The organism is Tessaracoccus pujii (genome assembly GCF_055326215.1).
Genome location: NZ_JBUZNP010000002.1, coordinates 397,773 through 414,796, shown reverse-complemented (window position 1 = coordinate 414,796; position 17,024 = coordinate 397,773). Strand labels below are relative to the sequence as shown.

At 68.9% G+C, this 17,024-nt stretch carries 18 protein-coding genes; 11 read left to right on the top strand and 7 right to left on the bottom strand.

The window, feature by feature from the left end:
- Positions 1-124 precede the first annotated feature (124 nt).
- The 7 genes from ACZK5N_RS03985 (at position 125) to ctaF (ending at position 5,744) form a co-directional block, all read left to right on the top strand.
- Positions 125-943 (top strand): PspA/IM30 family protein, encoded by an 819-nt coding sequence (locus ACZK5N_RS03985; RefSeq protein ID WP_459020193.1) that lies wholly within the window; start codon positions 125-127, stop codon positions 941-943.
- On the top strand, positions 940-1,275 hold the full coding sequence (pspAA, locus tag ACZK5N_RS03980; protein WP_459020192.1) for a PspA-associated protein PspAA: 336 nt from the start codon (positions 940-942) through the stop codon (positions 1,273-1,275). Before ACZK5N_RS03985 ends, pspAA begins: the two co-directional genes overlap by 4 nt.
- Positions 1,272-2,162: a glycerate kinase gene (locus ACZK5N_RS03975; protein WP_459020191.1), complete on the top strand. Its 891-nt coding sequence runs from the start codon at positions 1,272-1,274 to the stop codon at positions 2,160-2,162. The genes pspAA and ACZK5N_RS03975 overlap by 4 nt, the downstream gene beginning before the upstream one ends.
- Positions 2,163-2,261: 99 nt before the next feature.
- The gene (locus tag ACZK5N_RS03970) at positions 2,262-2,606 is read left to right on the top strand and encodes a HesB/IscA family protein (protein WP_527252172.1); all 345 of its coding nucleotides are present in this window, start codon (positions 2,262-2,264) and stop codon (positions 2,604-2,606) included.
- Between the two features lie 95 nt (positions 2,607-2,701).
- On the top strand, positions 2,702-3,619 hold the full coding sequence (gene ctaC, locus ACZK5N_RS03965; protein ID WP_459020190.1) for an aa3-type cytochrome oxidase subunit II: 918 nt from the start codon (positions 2,702-2,704) through the stop codon (positions 3,617-3,619).
- Positions 3,620-3,693: 74 nt separating this feature from the next.
- Positions 3,694-5,349, top strand: coding sequence for an aa3-type cytochrome oxidase subunit I (gene ctaD / locus ACZK5N_RS03960; RefSeq protein WP_459020411.1), 1,656 nt, complete (start codon positions 3,694-3,696; stop codon positions 5,347-5,349).
- On the top strand, positions 5,346-5,744 hold the full coding sequence (gene ctaF, locus ACZK5N_RS03955) for a cytochrome c oxidase subunit 4 (RefSeq protein WP_459020189.1): 399 nt from the start codon (positions 5,346-5,348) through the stop codon (positions 5,742-5,744). The genes ctaD and ctaF overlap by 4 nt, the downstream gene beginning before the upstream one ends.
- Before the next feature lie 82 nt (positions 5,745-5,826).
- Here ctaF and ACZK5N_RS03950 read toward each other — a convergent pair whose 3' ends face one another.
- Both ACZK5N_RS03950 and ACZK5N_RS03945 read right to left on the bottom strand, forming a co-directional pair.
- Positions 5,827-6,336, bottom strand: coding sequence for a hypothetical protein (locus ACZK5N_RS03950; protein WP_463624609.1), 510 nt, complete (start codon positions 6,334-6,336; stop codon positions 5,827-5,829).
- Between the two features lie 175 nt (positions 6,337-6,511).
- On the bottom strand, positions 6,512-7,972 hold the full coding sequence (locus ACZK5N_RS03945) for a GuaB1 family IMP dehydrogenase-related protein (RefSeq protein WP_459020187.1): 1,461 nt from the start codon (positions 7,970-7,972) through the stop codon (positions 6,512-6,514).
- Between the two features lie 289 nt (positions 7,973-8,261).
- On the opposite strand from ACZK5N_RS03945, the gene ACZK5N_RS03940 reads away from it, so the two are divergent.
- Positions 8,262-9,242: a pirin family protein gene (locus ACZK5N_RS03940; RefSeq protein WP_459020186.1), complete on the top strand. Its 981-nt coding sequence runs from the start codon at positions 8,262-8,264 to the stop codon at positions 9,240-9,242.
- Positions 9,243-9,310: 68 nt separating this feature from the next.
- Here the strand turns inward: ACZK5N_RS03940 and qcrB are convergent, their stop codons facing one another.
- Genes qcrB through ctaE form a run of 4 tightly spaced genes read right to left on the bottom strand, consistent with a single transcriptional unit; the run spans position 9,311 to position 13,692 of the window.
- Positions 9,311-11,101 (bottom strand): cytochrome bc1 complex cytochrome b subunit, encoded by a 1,791-nt coding sequence (gene qcrB, locus ACZK5N_RS03935; RefSeq protein WP_459020185.1) that lies wholly within the window; start codon positions 11,099-11,101, stop codon positions 9,311-9,313.
- Entirely contained in the window at positions 11,101-12,165 is a 1,065-nt protein-coding gene (gene qcrA / locus ACZK5N_RS03930; RefSeq protein WP_459020184.1) for a cytochrome bc1 complex Rieske iron-sulfur subunit, read from the bottom strand. The genes qcrB and qcrA overlap by 1 nt, the downstream gene beginning before the upstream one ends.
- The gene (gene qcrC, locus ACZK5N_RS03925; protein ID WP_459020183.1) at positions 12,162-12,962 is read right to left on the bottom strand and encodes a cytochrome bc1 complex diheme cytochrome c subunit; all 801 of its coding nucleotides are present in this window, start codon (positions 12,960-12,962) and stop codon (positions 12,162-12,164) included. The genes qcrA and qcrC overlap by 4 nt, the downstream gene beginning before the upstream one ends.
- 25 nt (positions 12,963-12,987) lie before the next feature.
- Complete coding sequence (gene ctaE, locus ACZK5N_RS03920; RefSeq protein ID WP_459020182.1) at positions 12,988-13,692, bottom strand: aa3-type cytochrome oxidase subunit III; 705 nt, start codon at positions 13,690-13,692, stop codon at positions 12,988-12,990.
- A 99-nt stretch (positions 13,693-13,791) separates the two neighbouring features.
- Here ctaE and ACZK5N_RS03915 point away from each other — a divergent pair, with 99 nt between their 5' ends.
- Genes ACZK5N_RS03915 through trpD form a run of 3 tightly spaced genes read left to right on the top strand, consistent with a single transcriptional unit; the run spans position 13,792 to position 16,207 of the window.
- Entirely contained in the window at positions 13,792-14,766 is a 975-nt protein-coding gene (locus ACZK5N_RS03915) for a cytochrome c oxidase assembly protein (protein ID WP_459020181.1), read from the top strand.
- Positions 14,763-15,170 carry a response regulator gene (locus tag ACZK5N_RS03910; protein ID WP_459020180.1) on the top strand — a complete coding sequence of 136 codons (408 nt, stop codon included), beginning with the start codon at positions 14,763-14,765 and terminating at the stop codon, positions 15,168-15,170. Before ACZK5N_RS03915 ends, ACZK5N_RS03910 begins: the two co-directional genes overlap by 4 nt.
- The gene (trpD, locus tag ACZK5N_RS03905; RefSeq protein WP_459020179.1) at positions 15,170-16,207 is read left to right on the top strand and encodes an anthranilate phosphoribosyltransferase; all 1,038 of its coding nucleotides are present in this window, start codon (positions 15,170-15,172) and stop codon (positions 16,205-16,207) included. Before ACZK5N_RS03910 ends, trpD begins: the two co-directional genes overlap by 1 nt.
- Before the next feature lie 49 nt (positions 16,208-16,256).
- Here the strand turns inward: trpD and ACZK5N_RS03900 are convergent, their stop codons facing one another.
- Complete coding sequence (locus ACZK5N_RS03900; RefSeq protein WP_459020177.1) at positions 16,257-16,898, bottom strand: prepilin peptidase; 642 nt, start codon at positions 16,896-16,898, stop codon at positions 16,257-16,259.
- Positions 16,899-17,024: the final 126 nt, after the last annotated feature.

Below are 17,024 nucleotides of genomic sequence, written 5' to 3'. Positions count from 1 at the left end.
CGGATACGTCCGCCCATTCTACCTGAGGTGTTTCAGGGTTGAGTCAGGGCTCGGGCGACTCCGGTGGGACCTCGGCCGCGCTACCGTGGAGGCGAACATCGCACGTTCCGTGGAAGGACACCCCGTGGCCAGCATTTTCGAACGCATCTCCCTGGTCTTCAAGTCGAAGGCCAACAAGGCTCTCGACAAGTATGAAGACCCCCGCGAAACCCTCGACTACTCGTACCAGAAGCAGCTCGAGCTGCTGCAGAACGTCCGCCGCGGCGTCGCGGATGTCGCCACCAGCCGCAAGCGCGTGGAGCTGCAGGCCACGAAGATGAGCCAGGAGGTGTCGCGGCTGCAGTCGGCCGCGCAGCGCGCCCTGGAATCCAACCGTGAGGACCTCGCCCGCGAGGCGCTGACCCGCAAGGCCGGTCTGCAGACCCAGCTCGACGAGCTGCAGACCCAGCACGCCCAGCTCCAGGGCGAGGAGGAGAAGCTGGTTCGCGCCAGCTCCCGCCTGCAGGCGAAGGTGGACGCGTTCCGCACCCGCAAGGAGACCATCAAGGCCACCTACTCGGCGGCCGAGGCGCAGACGCGCATCAACGAGGCGTTCACCGGCATCTCGGAGGAGATGGGCGACGTCGGCCTCGCCATCCAACGTGCCGAGGACAAGACCCTGCAGCTGCAGGCGCGGGCGTCCGCCGTCGACGAGCTTCTCGCGTCCGGTGCGCTCGAGGACCCCACCGGCACCGTGAAGGACGACATCACGCGCGAGCTGGACGCTCTGGCGTCCGACTCCACCGTCGAGAGCGAGCTGGCGGCCATGAAGGCCCAGCTCACCGGCGGACCCGCCGCGCGCGCGGAGCTCTCCGCCCCCGCCGAGGGCGCCACCGCCCCGGCCGGCGCTGAGGCGCAGCAGGCCGCCTCCCAGGAGGCGCCGGGTCAGGGGTCGCAGGCATGATCGTGAGGATCATGGGCCAGGGCCAGTGGGTCCTGGAGCCCGAGCACCTGATGGAGCTCAACGAACTGGACCGGGCCCTGGAGGAGCGGGTGGACGCGGGCGACGAGCCGGGCATGCTCCTGGCGCTCCAGCAACTCGTGGAGGGCGTGCGTACCCGCGGCATCGAGGTGCCGGAGGACGTGCTGGCGGAGTCGGACCTGGTCCTCCCGGACGTGGACGTCACCCTGGAGGAGATGCGCGCGCTGCTCGAGGAGATCAGCGAGTACTACGGCCTCATCCCCGATGCCGATGACGAACTCCACGAGGGCGACCCGGAGGCCACCGAACTTTGAGAGTCGTCGTCGCCTCCGACGCCCTGGCCGGGCTGAGCGCGGCTCATGCGTCGGAGACCATCGCGCATGCCTTCGCCGAGCGCGGGGCGCAGGTGGTCGTCGTGCCCCTGGGCGTGTCCGGTGCGGCGCTGCGCGAGGCGGTGGGTGTCGCGGCTGCCGGCGCCACCCTCGCCTCACCCGCGGATGCCGCCGAGCTGGGCCGCGTGCTGGCGCAGGCACAGGGTGACCTCGTGGTCGATCTGACCGGCTGCCACGTCGCGGACCTGGGGCGGGAGGTGCTCGACGCGTTCGACGAGCACCCCCTTCCGGCGCTGAGGGCCGCGAAGGAGTCGTGGGCCGGGCGTCGGCTCGTGGCGCTCGTCGACGAGGGGCAGCCCGAACGGCCGCTGACCGGGCTCACGGGCCTGGCCGCGACGGAGGGTCGCGAGCGCGGGGCGGATCTCGGCGCGGTGCTCGCGGCGGACTCGGTCGCGGGGCGGTGGGCGGCGCACCTGGGCCTCGCCTCCGTGCCCGGCGCCGGCGCCGCCGGGGGAGCGGGCCTGCTGATCCAGGCGATGGGCGGCGTGGTGACGGACCCGCTCACCTACCTGGAGGAGAGCTACGGCCTGGCCGGCACGCTGGCGCAGGCCGACGTGGTGGTCACCGGTGCAGATTCGCTGGACTTCCACTCCGTCGGCGGGCCGGTGGTCAAGCGCGTGGTGACCCTGGCCGGCGAGGCGCTGCGCCCTGCGATCGCCATCGTCGGCCACAACTTCGTCTCCGCCCGCGAGCTCCGCCTCGCAGGACTGGAGGCCGCCTACCCGATCCTCCCCGGAGCAGAGGGCGCCCCGACCCCCGAGCAGCTGGCCGACGCGGCCGCCAGGGTGGCGATCACCTGGTCCTGGTGACCGGCGTTCGCCGTCGGCTCAGCCCAGGGATGGGGTTTCCGGCAGAAGCAACGTAGAATCGACACACACCCGAACACCACGAACGACTTGGAGCCAAGCGTGACCGATACCCAGATCCAGACCGGCGTCGTCCTCACCGACGTCGCCGTGCAGAAGGTCCGCGCCCTGCTGGACGCTGAGGGCCGCACAGACCTCTCGCTGCGGATCGCAGTGCAGCCGGGCGGTTGCTCCGGCCTGCGGTACCAGCTCTACTTCGACGACCGTGAGCTCGACGGCGACGTCACTACCAACTACGACGGCGTGCTCGTCGTGACGGACAAGATGAGCTCCCCGTACCTCGGTGGCGCCAGCATCGATTTCGTCGACACCATCGAGAAGCAGGGCTTCACGATCGACAACCCCAACGCGCAGGGCTCCTGCGCCTGTGGGGACTCGTTCCACTGAGTTTCGCCCAAACTTCCTATCGTAGGCCACCCCCGCGGAGACATCTCCGCGGGGGTGGCCTTTTGCGTTAAGGTAGGCGCCAACAGTGGTGTCCTGTGGTCCTGCGCGGATTCTCACGGGGCTGTTGGTCTACGGAAGGGCAACTTGTGAGTGGCAATCCTGCGCCATTGCGTCGGCGATCGGCTCGTGCAGCCTTGCTCGTCGGAGCCTCGGTGTCGCTGCTGGGACTGACGGCGTGTTCCGGCCAGGGGGCCCGCTTCGGTCTTCCCGAGGCGGCCACCGAGCAGGCGCCGATCATGGGCAACGTGTGGGTGGGCGCCTGGATCGCCTCCCTCGTCATCGGCGTGCTCGTGTGGGGGCTCATCGGATGGGCCGTCATCCGCTACCGCCGCAAGGACCAGGACAACATCGACGCCCCTGCGCCGCGCCAGACCACCTACCACCTGCCGCTGGAGCTGCTCTACACGCTCGTGCCGTTCCTCATCATCGGGGTGCTGTTCTTCTACACGGTCAAGGCGTCCGACGCGGTGCTCCAGACCTCGGATGATCCGGACGTCACCATCAACGTGATCGGCCAGAAGTGGTCGTGGACCTTCAACTACATGGAGGCGGACAACCCGGACATCGGCACTGACGCCCACGAGACTGGCACGCTGGAGAAGATCCCGGATCTGTACCTCCCCGTGGACAAGACCGTGCGGTTCAACCTGCAGTCCGCAGACGTCATCCACTCGTTCTGGGTGCCGGCCTTCTACTTCAAGATGGACGTCATCCCCGGCAACCCCAACTCGTTCGAGGTCACGCCCAACAGGCTCGGCACCTACGACGGCAAGTGCGCCGAGCTCTGCGGCGAGTACCACTCGTTGATGCTGTTCAAGCTCCACGTGGTATCCGAAGAGGAGTACGCGGAGAAGATCCAGGAGCTGGCCGCCTCGGGCAACGCCGGCGAGAAGAAGCTGCAGGAGGCCTTGCAGGCCGTTCTGCCCACGGAAGCCCCGGAGGAGGACAAGTGAGCAGCGCCACCGTCACGGAACGCACCTCGCTCCAGCAGGAGGCCCTGGTCGAGCCGCACCGGCTTGGCAAGACCATGATGAAGTACCTGACGACGACGGACCACAAGGTCATCGGCAACATGTACTTCGTCACAGCGTTCGGCTTCTTCATGTTCGGCGGCATCCTGGCGCTGTTCATCCGCGCCGAGCTCGCCGCGCCGGGAATGCAGTTCGTCAACTACGAGACGTTCAACCAGTTCTTCACCATGCACGGCACGATCATGCTGCTGATGTTCGCCACGCCTATGTTCGCGGGCTTCGCCAACGCCATCCTGCCGCTGCAGCTCGGGGCGCCGGACGTCGCGTTCCCGCGCATGAACGGCTTCTCGTTCTGGCTGTATCTGTTCGGCTCGCTGATGGCCTCGGCCGGCTTCCTCAGCCCCGACGGCGCCGCCAGCTTCGGCTGGTTCGCCTACGCACCGCTGTCGAACGCCATCCACTCGCCCGGCGTCGGGCACGACCTCTGGCTCATGGGCCTCTACCTCCTCGGCCTGTCCACCATCCTGGGCGCGGTGAACTTCATCACCACGATCATCACCATGCGCGCCCCGGGGCTCACCATGTTCCGGATGCCGATCTTCTGCTGGAACATCCTGGTCACGTCGCTGATGGTGCTCATCGCGTTCCCGGTGCTGGCGGCCGGGCTGCTGGTGCTCGAGGCGGACCGCGTCCTCGGCTCCCACGTGTTCGACCCGGCCTCGGGCGGCCCCGTCCTGTGGCAGCACCTGTTCTGGTTCTTCGGCCACCCCGAGGTCTACATCATCGCGCTGCCGTTCTTCGGCATCATCACCGAGGTGCTGAGCGCATTCAGCCGCAAGCCGGTGTTCGGCTACTACGGCCTGGTGTTCGCCACGCTGTCCATCGGCGCGCTGTCGGTGTCGGTGTGGGCGCACCACATGTTCGTCACCGGCTCGGTGAACCTGCCGTTCTTCTCGTTCATGACGTTCATGATCGCGGTGCCCACCGGGGTGAAGTTCTTCAACTGGATCGGCACCATGTGGCGAGGATCGTTGACGCTCAACACGTCGATGATGTTCGCCATCGGGTTCCTCACCACGTTCCTGTTCGGCGGCCTCACCGGCATCATCCTCGCGGCGCCGGCGCTGGACTTCCAGGTGTCGGACACCTACTTCGTCGTGGCGCACTTCCACTACGTGCTGTTCGGCACCGTGGTGTTCGCGATGTTCGCCGGCTTCTACTACTGGTGGCCGAAGTTCACCGGCAAGATGCTCAACGAGACGTGGGGCATGGTGCACTTCTGGACGCTGTTCGTCGGCTTCCACACCACCTTCCTGGTGCAGCACTGGCTGGGCGTCGAAGGCATGCAGCGCCGCATTGCGGATTACGGCGCATGGGAGGGCTTCACGTTCCTCAACCAGCTGTCGACGTTCGGCGCGTTCCTGCTCGGCGTCTCGATGCTGCCGTTCCTGTGGAACGTGTGGATCACCCGCAAGGCACCGCTGGTGGGCGTCAACGACCCGTGGGGCTGGGGCCGCTCGCTGGAGTGGGCCACGTCCTGCCCGCCGCCGCGGCACAACTTCGACTCGCTGCCCCGCATCCGCTCCATCAGCCCCGCGCTGGACATGTCGCGTCCGGAGCTCGTGGAGCACGCGGACCTGCACGCCAATGACCCGGGCGAGCTGCTCGACAGGGTCGACCCCATCGTCGAGCCGGAAGGTGCCAAGCAGTGAAGCCCGAGAAGTACGTCTTCTGGTTCATCTTCGTGTTCTTCGCGGTGGTGACGCCCATCTACTGGTTCATGGCGCGTGAGATCGCCGGCACGTTCGTGCTGGGCTTCTCAGGCCTCCTGGGCCTCATGATCGCGGGCTACCTCACCCTCACGGCGCGCCGGTTCGACCCGCGCCCGGAGGATCGGGAGGATGCGGAGGTCATCGAGGGCGCCGGCACCATCGGCTTCTTCGCCCCGAAGAGCGTCTGGCCGTTCTGGGCGGCCGCCACGGTGGCGATCATCTTCCTCGGCCCGGCGCTGTCGCAGCCGTGGATCAGCCTCGTGGGCTTCGGCATCGGCATCTGGTCGGCCAGCGGCTGGATCCTCGAGTTCTACCGAGGCGACTACAAGCACTGAGTGATGCCACAAGGAAGGCCCGCCCCGGTGGGGCGGGCCTTCGCATCTCGCTGGAGGGGCAGCTTGCGCGGCCGGGAGCGATCTAGGAGTAGCAGGGGCAATCGGGCGGGGTCGATCCCACACTGAATACGCCAGTGGCCTTAGTGTGCGGGTAGTTGTCAGGAGCGGCGTGTTGCCACGTGAGCTCGACGTATCCATCGAAGACTTTGTTGGCCGAGTTCGTGGAGAGGAACACGAAGGTGATGGTCTCAGTGTCCCCAGCCGCGATCGTGTAGTCCTCTCCCGGAAGCTTCTTCCACGTGTAGGGACCGGCCGGGCAGTCGGCCCCGCTGGTGCAGAACATCTCTGCATTCGTGATGTAGATCGTCTTATCGTCGTTGTTCGTGACCTCGTAGGTCAGCGCGTAGCCAAACTTGAAGGTTGCGCAGCTGCCTCCTGGTGACTTGCAGGCCGACACAAACTTCATGGTCGGCGCCGGACCGGAGACGGCGAAGGCCGGGGCCGTGGACGCGATGGCGACGGCGGGCACCGACCAGGCGATGCCCTTGGCCACGGTGCGACGATTGATGGGTGCGGCTGAGTCAAAAGCCATAGTGGTTCTCCCCCTTGGGTCCGGCACGTGAGCGCCGAGGCGTACGGACACGTTCACTCTAACACCACTACGGGGCGCGCGAGAATAGCGTCCCGACGGCGAATGTTACAACCTGGGGACAAGCTCATGGCCGATGGTGAGGATCCTTGTCGGCCGGAAGTTAGCCCACAGGCGCTCACCAGCTCTGGTCGAGCGGGCGGCCCTCCTCGTAGCCGGAGCCGGACTGGACGCCCACAACGGCGCGCTCGGTGAACTCCGCCAGGCTCCGCGCCCCGGCGTAAGTGCACGAGGACCGCACCCCGGAGGTGATCCAGTCGATGAGATCCTCCACGCCCGGGCGCCGTGGGTCCAGGTACATCCGCGACGACGAGATGCCTTCCTCGAACATCGCGGCGCGCGCCCGGTCGAAGGCCGACTGCTCGCGCGTGCGCTGCCGCACCGCGCGGGCCGACGCCATGCCGAACGACTCCTTGTAGACGCGACCCTGGTTGTCGACGATCTGGTCCCCCGTGGACTCGTGCGTCCCGGCGAACCAGGAGCCGATCATCACGGACCCCGCGCCCGCGGCGAGCGCGAGGGCCACGTCGCGGGGGTGTCGGACGCCGCCGTCGGCCCAGACGGACTTCCCGCGCTCCTTCGCCGCCTCCGCGCACTCCAGCACCGCGGAGAACTGCGGCCGCCCCACGCCGGTCTGCATGCGGGTGGTGCACATGGCACCCGGCCCCACGCCCACCTTGAGGATGTCGGCGCCGGCGTCGATGAGGTCGTCGCAGCCCTCCGTCGTCACCACGTTGCCGGCGACGATGAGTACACGTCGGCCGGTCTCGGCCGCGAACGCGTCGCGCGCCTCCCGGGCGAGGCTGAGCGCGGAGATCATCTTCTCCTGGTGCCCGTGGGCGGTGTCCATCACGATGACGTCGGCCCGACCCTCCAAGGCGGCCCGGACCTTGGCCCGGATGTCGCCGTTGATCCCCACCGCGACACCCGCGCGCAGCCGTCCCTCGTGGTCGACGGCGGGGGAGTAGATCGCCGAGCGCAGGGCGCCCTTGGGCGTCATGAGCCCCACGAGCCGCTCGTCCGCGTCGACTGCCACCGCCACCTTCTGATGCTGCTCGCTCAACGCGGCGAACACGTCGGCCGGCGTCGCGTCGGCGGACACGCGGGTGACGTCACTGGTCATGACGTCCTTGGCCTGGGCGAAGCGGTCGGAGTCGACGGTGTCCAGCGGGGTCACCAGGCCCACGACGCGTCGGTCCCTGTCGACCACGACGGCCACCCCGTGCGCGCGCTTGCCGATGAGGCCGAGCGTCTCGCCGACGGTCGTGGTGGGGGAGACGGTGACGGCGGTGTCGAAGACGGGGTGCGCGGCCTTGACCTTGTCGATGGACCTGGCCACCACGTCGCCCGGGATGTCCTGCGGGAAGATCGCCAGCCCGCCGCGGCGCGCCATGGTCTCGGCCATTCGTCGCCCGGAGACGGCGGTCATGTTCGCCGCGACCAGGGGTGTGGGCGTGGCCAGCCCGTCGGTGGAGGTGAGATCCACGTCGAGCCGTGAGCTGACCCCCGAGCGGGAGGGGACCATGAAGACGTCGCTGTAGGTCAGGTCGTAGCTGGGGTCACCGTGTAGGAATCGCACGAGGGGCGAGTCTACCCTTCAGGCGAGGCCCGAGGGCGGCCGCACACCGCACCGCGACCCCCCGCCGCCCCCCGCGACCCCCCGCCGCCCCCCGCGACCCCCCTCCGCGACCCCCGCGACCCCCCGCGACCCCCATTCGTGCACGACACGCCGACGAAGAACCTGCCGACGACCGCATGTGGCTCCGGGGGTGCCAAAGGACGGTCATTGGTGCCGCCGCAGTCGGAGAATTGAGGACGGCAGAGCGGGCGCCGGGTAGCGTGGAGTCCACGTCGACCAAGGAGTGGACATGAGCAACACCGAGGCCTCGCCGCAGATGCTGGACTGCGAGCACCACAACCACCCGCCCGCCGAGGTCCAACGGCTCGCGCCGAAGCTCGTCAGCCTGGGCGAGGGCCCCGACGCGATGACGGTCCGACGAACCCTCCCGCAGCTCGAGCGCTCCTTCGTCGGCGCCTGGTGCTTCGCCGACCACTACGGCCCCAACCTCGTCGAGGCCACCGGCGGCATGGACGTGGCCCCGCATCCGCACACCTCGCTCCAGACCGTCAGCTGGCTGTTCGACGGCGAGATCGAGCACCGCGACTCCGGCGGCGTCCACGACCTCGTCCGCCCCGGCGAGGTCAACCTGATGACGTCAGGCTTCGGCATCGCCCACTCCGAGGTGACGACGGCGCAGACCGAGTACCTGCACGGCGTGCAGCTGTGGGTGGTCCTGCCCGAGCACGCCAAGGACATGGAGCGCGGCTTCCAGCATCACCGTCCCGACCCCGTCGAGATCCCGGGTGGCACCGCGCGCGTCATGGTGGGCAGCATCGCCGGCGCGACGTCGCCCATCGTCACCGAGACCGGCCTCCTCGGCGTCGAGGTGATCCTCCGGGCCGGCGCCGAGTGGGAGTTCGACGTGGACCCGGGCTTCGAGCACGGTGCGCTCGTGGACATCGGCGCCGTCGAGATGGACGGCGTGCTGATCGACAAGGACGCCATGGGCGTCCGCGACGCCGGCCTCGACCACCTGCGCCTCCGCAACCCCACGGACAAGGACGCCCGCCTCATGCTGCTCGGCGGCGAGCCGTTCGAGGAGGGGATCGTGATGTGGTGGAACTTCATCGGCCGCAGCCACGAGGAGATCGTCGAGCTCCGAGCGGCGTGGCAGGCCGGCGACGACCGCTTCGGCGGTGTCCGCGGCTACCAGGGAGCGACGCAGCGGCTCGAGGCGCCCCCGATTCCGACGGCGAGGCTCAAGCCGCGCTTCCGCCGTCGACGCTGACCCCGACCGGAAGCGCGGAGGGCGCCGTCTGCTCGACGACGCCCTCCAGCTCTGCAACCCCCGCGAGCCTAGTGGTGCAGGCCCGCCCGTTCGGGGCCGTGACCCGTGCTGTGACGCGGGCCCTCCACCCCGCTGCCGTCGAGCGAGGCGCCGTCGAGCTCCGGGCCGTGATCGTCCAGCCCGTTCAACTCGTGCTCATGAGCCGCATGCGCACCGTGGTGGGACGCCGCCTCAAGCTCCGCGACGCTCGGCTTGGCGATGTCGTGCCCGAGGTACCACCGCGACAGTCGGGCCCGCAGCTTCGACACCCCGCCCGTCTTCCGACGGACGCCTGCGGCGTCGTTCTCGGACCCTGTCTCCAGGACGCGGTGCTGCAGGTGCTGCGTGAGCGTGAACTGCTCGTCGACGCTGAGGGGCACGTGTGCCTCGGAGTAGCCGCCGCCGGGGGAGCGGACGATGACGCCGTCCTCGGAGCCGTGCAGCGCCCGCTCACGGTCCGCCCGCTGCAGGCTGAGCGCGATCCGCTTGGTGATGATGAACGCCACGACCGGGGCGACGAACACCGCGACCCTCGTGAACTGCGTGATCACGTTGAGGTCCAGCGCGAAGCGCGTGGCGATGATGTCGTTGCCGCCCGCGATCCAGAACATGCCGTACCAGGTCATGCCCGCCACGCCGAGGGCGGTGCGCGTGGGCGCGTTGCGCGGCCTGTCGAGCAGGTGGTGTTCGCGCTTGTCCCCGGTGATCCACGCCTCGATGAACGGCCACAGGCCGAGCCCGGTGAACAGGACGCCCATCAGGCCGACGCCGGGCAGGAACACGCTCCACGTCCAGGTGGTGCCCCAGAAGCTGGACTCCAGCGCGGGCATGATGCGGATGGCGCCCTCGACCCAGCCCATGTACCAGTCGGGCTGGGAGCCTGCCGTGACCTTCGCCGGGTCGTAGGGGCCGTACAGCCACACCGGGTTGATCTGGAACAGCCCGCCCATGAGGACGAGGAACCCGAACACGATGAAGAAGAAGCCGCCGGCCTTGGCTGCGTAGACGGGGAACAGCGGGTAGCCGACGACGTTGTTCTCGCTGCGTCCGGGGCCGGGGTACTGCGTGTGCTTGTGGTACACCACGAGCGCCAGGTGCGCCGAGATCAGGCCGAGCAGGATGCCCGGCACCAGCAGGATGTGCACCATGTAGAGGCGCGGGATGAGGATGTCGCCCGGGAATTCGCCACCGAAGACGAAGAACTCCGCCCACGTCCCGATGATGGGGATGGATCTGATCAGCCCGTCGACGAACCTCAGGCCCGTGCCGGACAGCAGGTCGTCAGGCAGCGAGTAGCCGGCGAAGCCCGCGATCAGCGACAACGACAGCAGGCCGACGCCGATCAGCCAGTTCACCTCGCGCGGCTTGCGGAACGCGCCGGTGAAGAACACGCGCAGCATGTGCACGGTGGCCGCGGCCACGAACAGAAGCGCCGCCCAGTGGTGGATCTGGCGCACCAGCAGGCCGCCGCGCACGTCGAAGGAGATGTCCAGCGTGGACGCGAACGCCTCCGACACCGGCATGCCCTTGAGGAGCTGGTAGGAGCCGTCGTACTCGATCTCCGCCATCGACGGCTTGAACCAGATGGTGAGGAACACGCCGGTGATCAGCAGCACGATGAAGGAGTACAGCGCGATCTCGCCGAGCAGGAAGGACCAGTGGTCCGGGAACACCTTGCGCAGCCCCGCGCGGCCGATCTTCGCCAGGCCGATGCGGTCGTCGGCCCACTTCACGGCCCCGGGCATCTGCGGGTTGGTGGCCGGCGCGACCTGGGGCTCAACCGTCGGCGACGACGGCGCGACACTCGTGGGCTTGGCCATCACGCGTCACCTTCCTTGAAGTCCTGGCTCGAGTCACGCTCGAAGTAGCTCGGGCCGACGGGGACCGTGAAGTCTCCCTGAGCCACGAGGTAGCCGTCGCTGTTGACCCGGATGGCCAGCTGCGGCAGCGAACGGGCCGCGGGCCCGAACACCACGACGCCGCTGTCACCCAGGTCGAACGTCGACTGGTGGCACGGGCACAGCAGGTGGTGCGTCTGGCGCTCCCACAGCGAGATGGGGCAGCCCACGTGGGTGCAGATCTTGGAGTAGGCGAGGATGCCGGACACGTGCCAGTCCTTGCGCGATTCGGGGATCTTGATGGAGTTGGGGTCCATCCGCACGAGGATGACGGCGGCCTTGGCCTTGGCCTGGTGGGCCTCCACGCCGTGGAGTTCGCGGAGGTTGGCGGGCTGGGCGTTGACCAGCTGACCCACCTCCAGCATCTCCGGGCGGATGGGCAGCCAGTTCTCGTCGTTGAGGATGAGAACGTCCTCCGCCCAGATGGTCCGCTCGACGGTCTCCTCGCGCAGCCCCTTGACGGGGTGGGGGCCCATGTCCGCCAGCAGGATGACGGCGGGCACCAGGGAGATGCCGACGGCGCCGCCGAACGCGCCGAGGAGGAGCTTGCGACGGCGCACCGCGGACTGCTCCACGCCGTCGTTCCACAGCTCCATCACCGCCGTGCGGTCCTCCTCAGTGGAGGACGCGGCGTGGCGCATCTCGACCGACTCCTCGTCGCCCATCAGCACGCGCGCCCACTGGATCACCGCGACCCCGATGAGCACGGCCGCGAGGCCGCCGGTGAGCCCGAAGCCCACGTTCTGGGCGTTGGCCTGGAGGATGCCGAAGTCGAGGTACATGTCGCGGGGCACCGCGAAGTAGATCACGACGAACGCGATCGCCAGCACCGGCACCGCGGCCAGCATCAGCAGGATGGCCGCGTACGCGCGGTTGCCCGCGCCCTTGTCGACGTCCGTGTAGCGGGGGAGGTGCTCCTCGAGGCCGGGGTTGGCGACGCTGTGCCCAAGGTCGGCGTCGCGCACCGGCAGATTGTCGTGGCTCATCGGGCCCGGGCCCCCTTCTTCGCGATCCAGGTGGCCACCAGCGCGAGTCCGCCGATGCCGAGCACGAAGGCCCACAGGCCCTCGGACACGGGGCCGGCGTCACCCATGGTCAGGCCGCCGTAGTTGGGCTGTTCGTGGACCTCTTCGAGGTACCCGACGATCTCCTTGACGCTCTGGTCCGGCATGACGTCCTTGGAGAACGAGGGCATCTGCTGGGGGCCGGTGCGCATGGCTTCGTAGATGTGGACCGCGCTGGTCTCCACCAGGGAGGGGGCGTACTTGCCGTTGGGCATCGCGCCGCCGCCGCCGACGACGCCGTGGCAGGCGGAGCAGTTGGCGCGGAAGAGGGCGCCGCCGCGGGCGATCTCCTCCTCGGTGAGGCCCTCGGGCGAGTACTGGCTCTCCGCCGGGATGGCGGGGCCGGCGCCGAGGGTGGCCACGTACGCCGCGACCGCCTCGATCTGCTCCTGCGAGTAGTTGACCTGCCGGGCGGGCAGCTGCGCCTGCTCGCGGGCGGCCGGCATGCGGCCGGTGCCCATCTGGAAGTCCACCGATGCCGCGCCGACGCCGATCAGCGACGGCCCCTGCGTGGTGCCCTCACCGCCCAGGCCGTGGCACGACGAGCAGGTGAAGTCGAACAGGGCCTTGCCCTCTTCGATCTGTTGGGTCATCTCGGTCTCCGCTGAGGACCGCTGCGGGCTGACGACGCTGTAGCTGAGGCCGACGACGAGGAGGGCCAAGATCAGCAGCAGTGGCCGCGCCGCCGTATGCCGCCGGAGGTTGGTCAGAAACTTCACGGTGTGTGTCTCCAGGTCTTCTGAGCTAGCGGAGGAAGTAGAGAACGCCGAAGAGCAGGATCCAGATGACGTCGACGAAGTGCCAGTAGTAGGACACGACGTGGGCGCCGACGGTCTGCTCGTGGGTGTGGGTGCGGGTCATGTAGCTACGCGCCAGGACGAACCAGAAGGCGATGATGCCGCCCAGCACGTGGAGGCCGTGGAATCCGGTGGCGAGGAAGAACACGGACCAGTACTGGTTGGTGGAGATGAACAGGCCCTCGTTGAACAGGGTGAAGTACTCCCACACCTGGCCGGCGACGAAGACGGAGCCCAGGATGGCGGTGATGATGAACGCCTCACGCATGCCCCACCGCAGCGGGTTGAGCCACGGGCCCGACGCGCGCCCGGCCTCGGCGGCGTTGGCGCCCAGCTGGGCGGTGATCGACGACGTCACCAGGATTGCCGTGTTGATCGACGCGAAGGTGATGTCCAGGTGCTCGGTGTTGATGGCCCACAGCGACTCGACGCCCGCGGCGGCCGCAGCGTCGTTGGTGATGCTGCGGATCCAGAAGTAGGCGGCGAACAGGGCCGCGAAGAACATCAGCTCGCTGGCCAGCCAGACGATCACGCCGACGGCGACAGTGTCGGGCCGGCCGTAGGGCTTGTTCAGCCGCGCCGAGGGGATCTGATGGACTGCGCCCGTCGGCAGCTGCGCCGGCGCGGTGAGGGTGTCATGATTCGTCGCCACGGGGTCATTATTGCGGTAAAACCCGTTGAGGTCACGCCAGTGACCGGATTAGGCCCACCCCCCTGTGAACGGCCGGATGCCCCGTGCCATAATCCGCGCATGTTTCCCCGGGCTCTGGCCGTACTTCCGCTGCACGCCAAGCCCGACGACGACATCATCCCGCTCGAGGGCGCGCGCTACGTCACGGCCTGGGAATTCCCGCTGTACGCCGTGCTCGCGCTGCTCATCGTCGGGGGCCTGTACGTGTGGGGGGTGCGGACGCTGCACCGCCGCGGGGACCGGTGGCCGGTCTCGCGCACCGTGTCGTTCCTCGGCCTGGGGCTGGGCAGCGTCGCGGTGGCCACGTTCAGCTTCCTCGGCGTCTACGACACGGTGCTGTTCTGGGCCCACATGATCCAGCACATGCTGCTCAACATGATCGCGCCGGTGTTCCTCGTGGCCGGGGCGCCCGCCACCCTGGCGCTCCGCGCGCTTCCGAAGCGTCCCCGGGCGTGGCTGCTGGCGGTGCTGCACTCGACGGTGGCGAAGGTGCTGCTGTTCCCGCCGCTCACCACCGGGCTGATGGTGGCCAGCCCGTTCGCGCTGTACATGTCCGGCTGGTACGAGCTGACGCTGCGCAGTGACTTCTGGCACGACTCGCTGCACTTCTATCTGGTCACCGTGGGCTGCCTGTTCTTCTTCCCGCTGCTGGGTGTGGACCCGGTGCCGATCAAGATGCCCTACCCCATCCGGATCCTGCTGTTCCTGCTCACCATGCCGTTCCACGCGTTCCTGGGGGTGACGATCATGGGGTCGACGCAGCTGATCGCGGAGGAGTGGTACCTGGCGTTCGAGCGGTCGTGGGGCCTGTCGCCGATGGAGGACCAGTCCTGGGCGGGCGGCCTGATGTGGGCCACGGGCGACATCACGATGTTCGCGGCGATGAGCACGATCTTCATCCAGTGGATCAAGGACTCGAAGAGGGAGGCCACGCGGATGGACCGGGCGCTGGACCGGGAGGAGGCCCAGCGCGCCAGGCGGGCCGGTCTTGGCTACGATGACGGCAAGGACAACGCGAAGGAAGACCCAAGATGAGCGAAGCTACCGTCAAGGTGCTGGTTTTCTCCGACGACCGCACCGTGCGCGAGCAGGTCCGGCTGACGTTGGGCAGTCGCGTCGCCAGCGACCTGCCGCAGATCGAGGTGCTGGAGGTGGCCACGCAGGGCGCGCTGTTGCGCACGCTGGACGCGGGCACGGACTACGCGGTGATGATCTTCGACGGCAATGCCCAGCCCTCCGGCGGTTTCGGCCTGGCCCACCAGGTGAAGGAGGAGTACGCCGACTGCCCGCCGGTGATGCTGCTCGTCTCCCGCGAGGCCGACGCATGGCTGGCCTCCTGGTCGCGCGCCGAGGCCGTGGCGCCCTTCCCGATCGACCCTGTCACCATGCCGGTGCAGGCCGCCAATCTCATCCGCGCCCGCCTGGCGCAGGTGGGCTGATGTCGGGCTACACCTGGCCGGACATCCTCACCGGCCTGGTGCGCAGCGAGGGGCTTGAAGCCACCGCCGCCACCTGGGCCCTCAACGAAATCCTCGCGGGGCGCGCCTCGGACGTTCAGATCGCGGCGCTGCTCACCGCGCTGCGCGCCAAGGGCGAGTCCGAGGACGAGATCGCCGGGCTTGCGGATGCGATGCTGGCCAACGCGCTGCCGATCGCCCTGGATCCCGACGCGGTGGACATCGTCGGCACCGGCGGCGACCGCGCCAACACGGTCAACATCTCGACGATGGCCGCCATTGTCGCGGCGGGCGCGGGCGCGAAGGTGGTCAAGCACGGCTCCCGGGCGGCGTCGTCGATGTCCGGCACGGCGGACACCCTCGAGGCGCTGGGCGTGAAGATCGACGTGGAGCCAGCCAAGCAGGCCGGCATCCTCGACGAGGTGGGCCTGGTGTTCCTCTTCGCGCAGCTGTACCACCCGGCCATGAAGAACGTGGCAGGGGTGCGGAAGGCGCTGGGCATCCAGACCACCTTCAACTTCCTCGGCCCCCTGGCCAACCCGGCCCGCCCCCGGGCGATGGCGCTGGGCGTGGCCAACGACGACGTGGCCCCGGTCATCGCACGCGTGCTCGCAGAGCGTGGCACGCGGGGCATGGTGTTCCGCGGCTTCGACGGGCTGGACGAGCTGACCACGACGTCGGAGTCGGACGTGTGGATGATCTCCGAGGGGCGGGTGCACCGCACGGTGCTCGACCCGGAGGACCTGGGCCTTGAGCCCGCGGCCCCGCACGACCTCCACGGCGGCGACCCGGCCCACAACGCGCAGGTGGCGCGCGACATGCTGGCCGGCCAAGCCGGCCCGGTCCGAGACATCGTCGTCCTCAACGCCGCGGCCGCGCTCCTCGCCTACCGGGGGATTTCGACGGTCCTGCCGCTGGTGGACCAGATGCGCGAGCCGCTGCGCGCGGCCAATGAAGCCATCGACACCGGCGCGGCAGCCTCGACGCTGGACCGCTGGGTCGAGGCCACCAACCGCTGACGGCACCCGGGGCAGGTCTGCGCCGCGCTGGGGTTGTCAACCAGTCGAGTCATCTCATCACCCAAGCCGCGACAATCGGTCCCAGCCACAACGCCGGCCCGTACGGGAAGTGCTTCGGACGATCCTCATCCCGCCGCGCCCACAGCGCATGCCCGACGGCGTGCACAGCGCCCAGGGCGGTGCCGAAGAACAGCGCCGCCGTCCACATCGACACCCCCGACTGACCGGCCACCGCACCGATCAGCAGCGCCAGCCGAACGTCGCCGAAGCCGAGTCCGGGGGAGAGGTACCACGCCAGGTACAGCAGCCCGAACGCCGCCACCGCCCCGACGACGGCGCCCACGGCCGCCCGGATGTCCAGCACCGCCAGCCCCACCAGTCCCAGCCCCATCGCCGCGACACCCACGTAGTGCAGCTGTTTCGGCAGGAATGTGGTCCGGAGGTCGACGTAGGCCAGGGGGGCGCCGATCCCGAGGTACGGCACCCACAGCCACCACAGCTCCGTCGGCAGTACCCAGAGCGCCAGGGCCGCCAGGAACGCCCCGGCCGTCACCCCCGCAACGCTCCATGCGTTGACCAGCGTGGCAAAGTCCGGCGCCTCGTCGTCGTCCAGCACGCGCACCCGTGGCACCGCGAGCGCCATGACGACGGCGGCCACCACCGCGACCACCCCGGCAGCCACCCACACCATGCCCCGACCCTAGCCCCTGCCCGGTCCTCCTTGATGGCCAAGGTCGTGCCAGGCGTCCTGCGGTGAGGATCTGCAAAGTGCCAGCACACAAGGCTGCAAAGTGTAAGCGTAGAGCGCTGCAAAGTG